10 protein-coding genes are annotated in these 11,862 nt (G+C 66.7%); 3 read left to right on the top strand and 7 right to left on the bottom strand.

The annotated features are described in order from the left end of the window. Positions 1–15 precede the first annotated feature (15 nt). A complete protein-coding gene (locus tag NZU74_14865) occupies positions 16–216 on the bottom strand; it encodes a hypothetical protein (GenBank protein MCS6882614.1) in 201 nt (66 codons plus the stop codon). 226 nt (positions 217–442) lie between these two features. Here NZU74_14865 and NZU74_14860 point away from each other — a divergent pair, with 226 nt between their 5' ends. From NZU74_14860 to NZU74_14850, 3 genes are all read left to right on the top strand, one after another. Next, the gene (locus tag NZU74_14860; protein MCS6882613.1) at positions 443–1,591 is read left to right on the top strand and encodes a cystathionine gamma-synthase; all 1,149 of its coding nucleotides are present in this window, start codon (positions 443–445) and stop codon (positions 1,589–1,591) included. Positions 1,592–1,613: 22 nt separating this feature from the next. Then, positions 1,614–2,591 carry a TPM domain-containing protein gene (locus NZU74_14855; GenBank protein ID MCS6882612.1) on the top strand — a complete coding sequence of 326 codons (978 nt, stop codon included), beginning with the start codon at positions 1,614–1,616 and terminating at the stop codon, positions 2,589–2,591. Positions 2,592–2,671: 80 nt separating this feature from the next. Continuing rightward, positions 2,672–4,378 carry a hypothetical protein gene (locus NZU74_14850; GenBank protein ID MCS6882611.1) on the top strand — a complete coding sequence of 569 codons (1,707 nt, stop codon included), beginning with the start codon at positions 2,672–2,674 and terminating at the stop codon, positions 4,376–4,378. 242 nt (positions 4,379–4,620) lie between these two features. Here NZU74_14850 and NZU74_14845 read toward each other — a convergent pair whose 3' ends face one another. The 6 genes from NZU74_14845 to NZU74_14820 all read right to left on the bottom strand — a co-directional run bounded on the left by NZU74_14845 (position 4,621) and on the right by NZU74_14820 (position 11,844). Beyond that, on the bottom strand, positions 4,621–5,589 hold the full coding sequence (locus tag NZU74_14845) for a prephenate dehydrogenase/arogenate dehydrogenase family protein (GenBank protein MCS6882610.1): 969 nt from the start codon (positions 5,587–5,589) through the stop codon (positions 4,621–4,623). Positions 5,590–6,035: 446 nt separating this feature from the next. Beyond that, positions 6,036–6,626 carry a hypothetical protein gene (locus NZU74_14840; protein MCS6882609.1) on the bottom strand — a complete coding sequence of 197 codons (591 nt, stop codon included), beginning with the start codon at positions 6,624–6,626 and terminating at the stop codon, positions 6,036–6,038. 6 nt (positions 6,627–6,632) lie between these two features. Continuing rightward, a complete protein-coding gene (gene aroC, locus NZU74_14835; protein ID MCS6882608.1) occupies positions 6,633–7,703 on the bottom strand; it encodes a chorismate synthase in 1,071 nt (356 codons plus the stop codon). Positions 7,704–7,903: 200 nt separating this feature from the next. Then, positions 7,904–9,118: a glycosyltransferase family 4 protein gene (locus NZU74_14830; protein ID MCS6882607.1), complete on the bottom strand. Its 1,215-nt coding sequence runs from the start codon at positions 9,116–9,118 to the stop codon at positions 7,904–7,906. A 90-nt stretch (positions 9,119–9,208) separates the two neighbouring features. Beyond that, entirely contained in the window at positions 9,209–10,426 is a 1,218-nt protein-coding gene (locus tag NZU74_14825; GenBank protein MCS6882606.1) for a class I SAM-dependent rRNA methyltransferase, read from the bottom strand. A gap of 179 nt (positions 10,427–10,605) precedes the next feature. Continuing rightward, positions 10,606–11,844: a glucose-1-phosphate adenylyltransferase gene (locus NZU74_14820; protein MCS6882605.1), complete on the bottom strand. Its 1,239-nt coding sequence runs from the start codon at positions 11,842–11,844 to the stop codon at positions 10,606–10,608. Between the last annotated feature and the right edge of the window lie 18 nt (positions 11,845–11,862).

Below are 11,862 nucleotides of genomic sequence, written 5' to 3'. Positions count from 1 at the left end.
AAATCCGCACTGCTCCTAGCGCCGGGTCATACTGCTCCGCGCCCGGCGGTAGGCTTCCTCGATGCCCTTCTGCGACATCTCAAGCAACTCGCGCCAGTTCATAATCTTCACGTCGGGAATCTTGCGGTTGCGCTCGGCAAACACCCAGGCCCACAGGATCCCCTGCGCCACCAGCACGAACAGCATGATGCCGAACATGATCAACCCGTCGTTCATGGCGCCCCTGCCTTTCTGCGGCTTCTTGCTGTCATATCATACTGCAAGTTGACTTTTTGAACAATACCCCTTATCCGGGCATGGACCCAGTCCGGACGCATGGGCCCGGGCCGGAAGGTCGGGTCCACCGCTATATCCATGCAACATTATACCTCTCCAGGGCCGTTCAGGCTACCATCAGCGTGCTATAATCCCGGTGCGAGCCATCACAGCCACGGAGACGGCGATGCCTGACCACGGTTTTTCCACTCGCGCCATTCACGCCGGCCAGGAACCTGACCCCGCCACCGGCGCGGTAATCGTCCCGATCTACCAGACCAGCACCTTTGCCCAGGAAGCCGTGGGCGTGCATAAGGGCTATGACTATGCCCGCTCTGGCAATCCCACCCGCACCGCCCTGGAAACAGCCCTTGCCTCGCTGGAGGGTGGCGCGCACGGCCTCTGCTTCGCCTCCGGTCTGGCCGCTGAGACCACCATTGCCCTTGCCCTGCTCCGGTCGGGCGATCATGTGCTCTGCGGCGACGACGTGTACGGCGGCACTTACCGCCTCTTCAAGCGTGTGCTGGAAGACAAGGGCATCAGCACCAGTTTTGTTGACACTCGCGACCCGGAGCAGGTAGCGGCGGCGCTACGCCCTGCCACGCGCCTGATCTGGCTCGAAACGCCCACCAACCCGCTCCTGAAGCTGGCCGACATCGCTGCGATCAGCGCTATCGGGCGCCAGCACGGCGCCCTGACAGTGGTTGATAATACGTTCGCCTCTCCCGCCTGCCAGCGCCCGCTCGAACTGGGCGCTGATATCGTGCTCCATTCCACTACCAAATACCTCGGCGGGCATTCCGATGTCGTCGGTGGGGCCATTATCACTTCCAACGACGAGGTCGCCGACCGGCTGCGCTTTGTGCAGAATGCCGCCGGGGCCACGCCCGGCCCCTTCGATTGCTGGCTGGTGCTGCGGGGGATCAAGACCCTCGCTCTGCGCATGCGCCAGCACGGCGAGAATGCCCTCGCCATTGCCCGCTTCCTCCAGGGCCATCCCGCCGTGACCCAGGTCTTCTACCCCGGCCTGCCGGAACATCCGCAGTATGACCTGGCCTGCCGCCAGATGTACGGCTTCAGCGGCATGGTCTCGTTTGTGCCCGCGGGAGGCGCGCCCGCCGCCCATCGTCTCGTTACCCGCACGCGCCTCTTCACCCTCGCTGAAAGTCTCGGCGGCGTCGAGAGCCTCATCGAGGTCCCTGCCGCCATGACCCACGCCTCCGTCGCCGGCTCGCCCCTGGAGGTGCCCGCCGGCCTGGTGCGCCTCAGCGTCGGGATCGAGGATGTAGACGACCTTCTCGCCGATCTGGAACAGGCTCTGGCAGCCGACGAGTGAAAGCCAAAGGAGAATATCTGCCATGCGCCAGTTGATCCGTCTTGCAGCCGCTCTGTCCCTCCTGCTGCTGCTGGCGGTTCCGGCCCTCGCCCAGGGTCAGTTGATTATCCGCGACCCCGGCGGGCGCCTGGACCGGAACGCCGTGGAGCGGGCCGCCCGTCCCCTGCTCGACCGGGGGGCCGCCGTGGCGGTCTACGTGGTGGACGACGGCGGTCCCGACGATTTTACCGAGCGCCTGGTTGACGATGGCCTGATGCGCAGCGACGGCGCAATGCGCACCAATGCCATTGCCATCTACGTAGCGCTCAACCAGCGCTACAGCGAGATCGGTTATGGGGATGACTGGGCTGCGGCGCTCAAGGTCAACGACAATGCCGAGTACATCCGCACCACTGCCCTCAACCCCGGTCTCTCCGCTGGCGATTTTACCCGCGGCGTGACCACGGCTCTTGGCGCCATTGAGGAGTCCATCAGGAATCCGCCGCAACCCGGGGGAGGCATCAACATTGATCCGACGCCGATCATCATTGGCGCTGGCGGCCTGGCGGCCCTGGGCGCGGGCGGCTACGCCCTGGTCCGCCAGCGGCGCGCGGCGAAGGCCCGCGCCGCCGCCCGGCAGCGGCTCAAGGATGCGCGCGAGGAAGCCGCGGCGCTTATCACCGCTCTCGGCCAGCGTTTCAACGCCGCCGCGGAGAAGGCGAAGTTCGACCGTGTCTCCTACCCCCCGGCCGAGGTCGAACGACTCAGCCAGCTCCAGCGCGCCGCCAGCGATCGCTTCGCCGCCGTCCAGCTCCGCTTTAAGGAAACGGCCGAGCAGTTGGAGCGCCGTGAGAAGCCCACCAACGAGCAGTTGCTTCAGGCCGCCGCCACCTACGAAGCGATTGCGGCTGAGGCAAAGGCCGTCGGCGAGGATCTGGCGGTGGTGGAGCGACTCCGCGCCGAGCTTGATGCAAAGGCCCGTCAGGCGCGCGAGGAGGTTGAGCGGGCAAAAAAAGCCTGACCGACGCTGCAGACCGGCTGGCGGCCCTGGGCGAGGAGCTTGCCGACCCCGCGGCGGCCCTCACCCCGGCCCGGCAGCAGGTGGAGCGCGCGGAGGCGGCCCTGGCGAAGTTCGCCTACGACGAGGCCGTCGCCGCTGCCCGGGCAGCGTCGGAACGCAGCCAGCACATCGGCGCCATTGCCGAACATCACGCCCGGATCCGCGCCGACATCTCGCGGGAGCGCGAGAGCGGCATCGCTGTTGAACGGCAGGGCTTCCGCCTCGAAGCCAGCCGCCAGGCCCTGGCCGAGGCCGATCAGGCTCTGGCCGAGGCCGCCGCAGCGCTGCAAGGCGGCGAGCCAGACGCGGCCCTCCCCCGGCTCGATACGGCCCAGGCGCGCCTGGAAGCCGCCATCGCCCAGGGCAGCGGCGCGCCTGCGCTCTTTGAGGCTAATGCCCGGCGCATCGCCGAGCTTGAGCAACGCGGCCTCCGCGCCGCCGAGCGTATCGCCGAGGGCCGCCGCGTGTTCGACATCGTTGACGAGTTCGCCGAAAGCGCCTGGAGCGACATCCGCGGCAATGGCAGCGAGGCCCAGGCCGCCGCCGACCGCGCCCACGAACACTGGCAGCGCGCCCGCGTCGCCAACTCCATGGAGGCCCAGCAGTTCCTCTTCGCTCAGGAACAGCTCGATGCCGCCGACCAGGAACTGGCCTTCGTGGACCGGTTGATTGATGCCATTATCGAGCGCCTGAAGGCCCTCGAAGAGGCCCGCGACGCGGCCCGCGCCCTGCTCGCCGAAGCCGAGCGCAGCATTGCCGCTGGCGAGGAGTTTGTGCGCGCCCACGATCCCGACGTGAGCAAGGTTCCTGAGCAGCAACTCCGCGAGGCCGCTGCGCAACTGGCCATCGCCCAGGCCGAGGCCCGGCGCGAGAAACCTGACTGGCTCCGCCTCGCTGAAGCCGCCACCACCGCCGACCGGCTCGCCGACGAGGCCCTGGCCCAGGCTCGCTCCGAGGCCGAGACGATGCAAAAGCTGCGCCAGCAGGCCGACCGGCTTCAGCCCATTATCGCTGGCGAGATCAACAAGATCGCCCGGTTCGTCAATGTTCACGATGCCGACATTACTCCCGCCAGCATCGTCGCAGTGAAGAAGCTGCTCCAACGCTTCGAGCAGGCCCAGGCCCTCGATGCCCGTACGCGCCAGGTGGAGGAAGAGGAACGGCGCGCGGCCCTCGAGCAACTGAGCGCCGCTTACCAGGAGTTGCAACGCGAGTCGCAGACAGTCTACCAGGCGGTGTATGGCGACGTGCAACGTCTGGAGAAGTTGCGGAGCGACCTCAATCGCGCCCTGACGGAGGCGCGCAACTGGCTTAACGCCGCCGATAGCGTCAGCACGCGCGTGCGCTTGCTCGCCCCCGGAAGCCTGTTCCAGCGTTTGCGCGACCTGCAGCAAGACTTCGACCGGATTCGCCTGCCGATCACCGGCGAGGAGGCCCTGAAGCAGGCCCTCGAACGCGCCAGCCGCATCCGCGACGAGGCCCGCGACATTGAGCGGGAGTTCCGGTCTTATGATCGGGTGAACATCCCTGGTCCCGGCCCGATCATTGTCACCGGAAGAGGCTGGGGTGGCAGCGGCGATTGGAGCAGCGGCAGTTGGAGCGGCGGTGGTTGGTTCAGCGGCTGGGGCAGCAGCAGTAGCAGCGATAATGATGACGGTTGGGGCAGTCGGCACGGCTCAGGCGGCTTGTTTGGCGGAGGAAGCGCGGGCGGCTCCTTCGGCGGGGGGCGCTCCGGTGGCGGATGGTGAACGAGGCGCTCCGCGGGAAGCACGGAGGCCAGAGGTTCGATCCTTGCATCGCCTTTCCCATTCTTCATCCTGACCGTCTGAACGAGCAGGGGCGACAGGCCCGTCGCCCTGCTCGTCCGCCCCCAGCCCCCGGCGCCATCCACGATCCGCAGGCGGCCACCGTGCAGGCCTATTATCGCCAGCTCTCACTCGCACGCCAGATTCCCCGATCCAAAATCCCAAATCCCAAATCCAAAATCCCATCACTCTCGCCGGTTGGGCCAGCGAAAGGCAAACAGATTGGGGCGCTCCACCTCGGGTTGCTGTAAAAAGGCTTCTTCGCCGGGACGCAGATGCGGTCGCGATTCGAGCCAGGCGTCGCGCTGCGCCCTGGCCCGGCGCAGCAGATCCTCCAGCGCCGCTGCGTCGCCGCCTGCAATCTGGTCGCGCAGGTCCACCAGGAAGCTGATCATCTCGTTGAGCCAGCGGGTGATGCCCGGCGCATTGGTCAGGCAGATGTCGCGGTGCATCTCCGGGTCGCCCGAAGCCAGCCGCGAAACATCGCGGAACCCGGTCGCGGCCAGCGGCGCGAGTTCCTTCCACGCCGGGCTGCGCCCGGTCACCTCCACCAATCCCACTGAGAGCAGCATCGGCAGGTGCGAGATACCCGCAACATACGCATCGTGTTCTTCGGGGTCAATGTAGTAGGGTTTCGCGCCCACTGCGCGCACCAGCGCCTCGACCGCCTCCACCGCGCCGCGGTTCGCCTGCGGCGGTGTCGTCAGGCAGTAGATCGCCCCCTTGAACAGGTCGGGATCGGCAGCTTCGACTCCAGCGCGTTCTTTGCCCGCCATGGGGTGCCCGCCTACATACGCGACCCCTGCCGGCAACAACTCCGCGGCCCAGCGGACAACTTCCGTCTTGGTGCTGGCGACGTCGGTCACGACAACCCCTGGCGGCAACAATGGTCCCAGGTCCTTGAACACCTCGCGCACGGCCAGCACCGGCGTTGCCACCACCACCATCTGCGTATCGCGCACTGCCTCGGCCAGCGAGCGCGCCTCACGGTCAATCGCCAGACGCCCGCGGGCCGCCCGCACCGTTCCAGTGTTGCGGTCGAAGCCCACCACCTCCACCGGGCCGAGAGGCGACTCGGCGGGGTCGGCGTTACGCAGGGCCATCCCCAGCGAAGCGCCGATCAAACCCAGGCCGATGATACTGATGCGGATCATCGCGGTTCTCCTCCTCGGGATAAGGAACGAGGGTTCCCGGAATGGCGACGCTTCCCCCGGCCCCTCCTTGGTGTAGGTTTTCCGGCCTCTCTCCCGCGAGCGTTTGAGGGCGGACAGAACATCCGAGCGAACACTACCGCTACCGCATTGGGACGGCTCCGAGCGCGGCTCTGGCCCCCCCTCTCCCGCACGAGGCAGAGGGGCAGGGGGTGAGGGTGAAACGGCGCATCCCAACGCCATGAATCACATCTACGCCCATGCGTTCTGTCCGACTCTAAACCCGATCGCGGGAGATGGGGGCAGGGGGGTGAGGATCGCAAGCGCATGGGAATGCCGAAAACCCCTTCTCGCTCGAAAAACCCTGCACCTGAGAACCGGCCTCTCCCTCGGCAATCGCAGTCCGAAATCCCAAATCCAAAATCCCAAATCGAAAATCCAGAATCGTATTATCCTTCCGCTGGCTCGGCCGGCACCTGCGAGAGGAACAGCAACTCGGCGATCACCAGGGCCAGCACCAGCAAAAGCAGGCTGACCCAGGTGAGCACCCGGAGCCCAGCCAGGGCCGCCACCATGGCTACCAGGAAGCCCAGCTCATACGACTGGCGGCGCACCCGCCGGCTGTCCAAGGCGCGCGCGCGGGCGCGGAACAACCGTGCGCTGATGCCGTGGATGAACGGGCGGCTGACCGCTGCGCCGCAGAGGAACAGCGCCATGAGCAGCAAGGTGTAGACCGGCAGTTCGGGCAGCGCCAGGAGCCAGTTCCGGGGGGCTGGCACAAAGGCCAGACTATAGAGAAGCGTGAAGCTCCCAATGACCCCCTCCACCGTCAGGCCGCGAAGATCAAGACTGCGTTCAACCGGCGCGAAGGTGAGCAGCGGCGCGGTAAGACTGAGCGCATAAAAGAGCAGGCGCTGGAGCGCCAGCGGTTCAGGCTCGGCGGCGAGGTTGCCGAAGAGCAACAACGACAGCGCTGCCGCCCAGCACAGCCCGGCGACAGCCGCGAGAAGCAACGAGGTCTGGCGCTGCGGGCTGAGCATAGGGCGTCACATGCGCGCCAGGCGCTGCCGCAGCCAGTGATCGGCGAGCACCAGCGCCAGCATCGCTTCGGCGATTGGCACCAGTCGCGGCAGCACGGTCGGATCGTGGCGCCCGTGCACCTCGATAGTCGCCGGATTGCCCGCGCGGTCCACCGTGGCCTGGGGCCGGGCGATGCTGGCCGGCGGTTTGGCCGCCAGGCGCACGACGATCTCCTCGCCCGTGGAGATGCCGCCGAGGATGCCGCCGTGGTGATTGCTCAGCGTGCCAATGCTTCCGTCATCGCGACGCACGAAGGGGTCGTTGTGCTGCGAGCCGCGCATGCGCGCCACCTCGAAGCCTTCTCCGAACTCCACGCCTTTGATCGCCGGGATCGAAAACATGGCCTTGCCGATATCCGCCTGGAGCTTGTCGAAGACCGGTTCGCCCAGGCCGGGCGGCACCCCGCGGGCGCGCACCTCGACGATGCCGCCGAGCGAGTCGAGGGCGCGGCGAGCCTGATCCACCCGTTCAACCATCAGGGCCGCCACCTGCGGATCGGGACAGCGCATCACATTCCGCTCGATCTCCGCCTCATCGAAGGTCTGGGCGCGCAGTTCCTCGAGTTGCAGGGTGTAGGCGATAATCTGCACGCCGATCTGCGCCAGTAGCTTGCGCGCCACCGCGCCTCCGGCGACGCGCCCGATCGTCTCGCGGGCGCTGGAACGCCCCCCGCCCCGCCAGTCGCGGAAGCCGTACTTGGCCTCCCAGGTGTAATCGGCGTGGCCAGGGCGGTACAGGTCCTTGATCGCCTCGTAGTGCCCCGGTTTGGCATCGGTGTTGTACACGAGCATGCTGATCGGCGTCCCCGTGGTCCGGCCCTCGAAAACCCCGGAGAGGATCTGCACCCGGTCGGCCTCCTGGCGCTGCGAACTGACCTTGCTCTGCCCCACGCGGCGCCGATCCAGTTCTCGCTGCACGTCCTCCTCGCCAAGCGGCAGCCCCGCCGGACAGCCGTCAACCGTGCAGCCCACCGCCGGTCCGTGCGACTCGCCCCAGGTGGTGAGGCGAAATGCCTGTCCAAAACTGTTGCCTGGCATACCATTTGCGATTACATGCGAATGTTATGTGGTAGTTTACCACAGCGGAGGAGAGGGATGAACCTGGACCCTGTCAACCCCCACGGCGTGCGCAGAGCCTTCGGGTCGAGTCCCAAACCGAGGTTTCGTGGTAGGTTGACGGTCAACCACGCAAGCACAGAGGGCGGGGGGAAGTTTCCCCGATGTCCCCTCGGAGAGCGCTATTCCCGGCTGACCTCCTGCCCCCAGGGGCTCTCCCGCCAGGCCGCGAGCACCCGCGCGTAGATCCGAGCGGTGGCGGCGGCGATGCGCGGCCAGGTGTAATACTCACGGATCTCCCGCAGCGCTGCGGCAGCGCGGGCGCGGGCAATGTCGGGCCGGCTGAGGGCCGCGGTAATCGCGTCGGCCAGCGCCCCAGGATCGTCGGCGCGCACCACCAGGCCGGTGATCCCGTTCTGCACCACCTCGGCAAGCCCTCCGGCGTCGCTCACGATCAAAGGGCAGCCATTGGCCATGGCTTCCAGCGCCACAATGCCAAACGGCTCGTAGAGCGAGGGAAAGATGGCCAGATCGGCGGCGTGGTAGAGTTGATCCCGTTCCTCATCGGAGACAAAGCCCACAAAGGTGACCTGATCATTGATCCCCAGCGCTGCGGCCTGAGCCTTCAGCGGCTCCAGATAGCCGCCCGTGCCGGCGATCACCAGGCGCGCCCGCACCCGTGAGGTGACCGCCGGCCAGGCGTTGAGCAGCACGTGCAGACCCTTCTCATACACGATCCGGCCTACGTGGAACGCCATACGCTCGTCATCAGCGACGTAGCGCCGGCGGAAGCTCAGCCAGTGGTCGGCGTCGCGAAATGGCGAGCCACTGATGTACACGCCATTGGGCGCCACGTCAATTTTGTCGAGGGGCGTCTGGAAGTACTCGTGGATCTGGTCGGCCATAAAATGCGAGCACACAATCACTCGCCAGGCCTCGTAGGTCAGGCGCCACTCCAGGTCGTTAATGCGATGCGCCGCGTCGCCGTGCAACCCTCCGCGCCCCCGTCCGCGCTCGGTCGCGTGAATGGTGGCGATCAGCGGCACGCGCCACTGGTACTTGAGCCGCACACCCGCCTCGGTCGCCAGCCAGTCGTGGGCGTGGATGAGATCGAAGCGCCCGTGAACCTCCTGTAACTCGTTGGCCGCCTGCACCAGGTCGTTGCTGACGCGAGCAACAAAGGTGGGATAATCGGCGTCAGGGATCGGCGGCGCGGGCGTCCGGCGCACGGCGACGCCGTCGCTCAGCTCAGCCTCCGGCCCATCGCGCAGGCGCGGCGTAACCACGGCAGGGCGCACCCCCTGGCTGGCCAGGGCCGGGAGCAGTTCAGCGACGTGGCGACCCAGGCCGCCAACGATGTGGGGAGGGTATTCCCAGGCAATATGCAAGACGTGCATGTTAAGCGGATTATAGCACGAATGTGCCGGCCCTGCGCCAGGAGGGGAGAGTCTGGGAAGGCGAAGCCACCCTGGAGGAGCTTGCTCCGCTCATCCCTGCTCCAGCGCCCGCGCCACCACAAACTTCAGGTAGCGTCCCTCAGGGAACCCTGCCGGCACAGGATGGTCGGCCGGCTGGCCCGCCTCGTGCACGATCTGCACCTGCCTGTGCGCCTGAACCCCCGCGTCGGCAAGCAGAGCGCGAAACTGCTCCGGGCCGACCTGGCTGGTGCAACTGGCGGAGATGAGCAGGCCGCCAGGCTCCAGGCAGCGCAGGGCCAGGCTGTTGATGCGCACGTAGGCCCGCAAGGCCCCGTGCAGGCTGCGTTTCTGGCGCGCAAAACTGGGCGGATCGAGGATGACCGCCTGGAAGCGCCGACCGGCCCTGGCGTAGGCGTCGAGGAGGGCGAAACAGTTTTCGGTAATAAACTCGTGGCGCGCGCCATCAAGGCGGTTCAGCCTCAGGTTTGCCGCCGTGGCCTCGGCGAGCCCCTTGCCGAGATCAACACTCGTGACATTTGCCGCCTGGCCCCGCAAAGCGTAGAGGGAAAAGCCGCCGGTATAGGCGAAGCAGTTCAGCACGCTGCGCCCGCGCACCAGCCCTTCCACCGTGCGCCGGTTCTCGCGATGGTCGAGGAACAGACCGGTTTTCTGGCCCCGGTAGAGATCGGCGTAAAAATACAACCCGTGCTCCTGCACTACCAGGTCGGGCGGCGGCGCTTCGCCCCACAACACCCGCAACGCGACGGGCGTCTCTGCATCGCCGCCGTTGCGCTCCTCCGCGTCGGGCGCGTCGTCAGCGGATTGGCGCTCGCGCAGCCCGACCCCGCGCAGGGCCGGGTCGCAGGTCCGCAGGGCTGCGGCCACCAGCGGCGCTATGGCTCGCGTGCTCTCGGCATAGGTCTGGAGGACGGCATAATCCCCGTACCGATCCGCCACCAGACCCGGCAAACCGTCGCCTTCGCCGTAGATCCAGCGGTAGGCGGTCGTCGCCGTTTCGCGAATGGCGGCACGGCCTTCCCACGCCTCCCAGACCCGTTCGGCGATCCACTTCGCGTCGGGCGGGCCGCGCCGGCTGAAGAGGCGCACCGCGATCGCGCTGTGCGCGTCCCAGAGACCGTAGCTGACGAAGCTCCCGCAGCGCACCCGCACCCACTGGCCCGAGGCCAGCCGCGGGCTTTCTTGAACATGATTGCGGTAGATCCAGGGGTGCCCGGCGATGAGGCGACCCTTCAACGCCGGGTCAACGCTTACCTCAGGAATGGTCATGACGCAATGGCGGTCGTCTCCCAGGAGGACCGGGCCTTCCCGGTCCTTCCCCTGCGCGCAGGAATAGGGGAAAACTCCGTTTCCTCTTCCCTTTCCACGTATCGGGAGTTGCTCCTCATCCTCCCCGAATCTCATTCAGACACCCTATACGGCAATCCCAAATCCCAAATCCAAAATCGCTACACCGTGGCCCCGCTCGGCACCACGCCGCTCTTCGGAAAGGCGCGCTCAGGCGTGCGCGGGCGAATGGCCACATTGCGGCCCACGGTCACGCCCTCGGGCACTTGCGCGCGCGTGCCTACCAGCGTCAGCCCGGTGTTGAGCCGATCGGGGGCCTCCAGGTTCGGGGTGGTGATATCGCCTTCACCCACCACTGCTCCGCCGCCGATCCGCACCCCCTCGTCAATGATGCAGCGATCCAGCACCGCCTCCGGGCCGATCCACGCGTCGCCAAGCACGACCGAATCGCGGATAATCGCTCCTGGCGAGACATACACTCCCGGCGAGAGCACCGAGTGCGAAACCGTGCCATAGACGCGGCAGCCGTCACTCAGCAGGCAATTCTCCACCCGCGCGTGCTCCCCGATCTCCACGCCGGGCAGATCGGCGCTGGTCGTATGGATGACCCATTCCGGGTCGTAGAGGTCGAGCGCCGGGGTCTCGACCAGCAGGGCCAGGTTGGCTTCGTAGTAGGCCTGCACCGTGCCCACGTCGGCCCAGTAGCCCTGGAAATTGAAGGCGAAGGTGCGCGATTCGGGGATGATCCGCGGCAGGAGATGACGACCGAAATCGTGCTCGTCACCGGAGAGGATGTCAATCAGGAACTGCTTGCGAAAGACATAGATGCCCATCGAAGCCAGGTTCGAGAGCGGGCGGCGCGGCTTCTCCTCGAAGCGATCCACCCGGCCATCGTTGCCGACGGTTACAATGCCGAAGCGATGAGTGTCGTGCGGGCTGACGCTATGCACCGCCAGGGTCAGATCCGCCTCGCGCTCGGCGTGCAGTTCGAGCAGCGGGTTGTAATTCATTTTGTAAATATGATCCCCGGCAAGCACGAGCACCGCATCAACCTGCTGATCTTCGATCAGGTCGAGGTTGTAGCGCACCGCGTCGGCGGTGCCTCGCTGCCACCCTCCGCCGTCTGGCGTCGGCGACGGGTGCAGCACGCGCAAACCGCCCTGGGCCCGGTCAAGATCCCAGGGGCGGCCCACCCCCAGGTGGGCGTGGAGCGAGCGGGGCTTGTACTGCGTGAGCACGGCGACATTGTACAGCCCCGAGTTGACGCAGTTGGAAAGCGGAAAGTCAATGATCCGGAACTTGCCCGCAAAGGGAACAGCCGCCTCGGTGCGTTCAGCGGTAAGCACAGAGAGGGCGGGCGAGTCGCCGCCCGCCAGAATCATGGTCAGGGTGCGGAGCATAGGTTTTGAAGGCGGCGA

This window comes from Chloroflexaceae bacterium (genome assembly GCA_025057155.1).
Taxonomy (GTDB): domain Bacteria; phylum Chloroflexota; class Chloroflexia; order Chloroflexales; family Chloroflexaceae; genus JACAEO01.
This window is presented reverse-complemented; position numbering and strand designations above follow the sequence as displayed.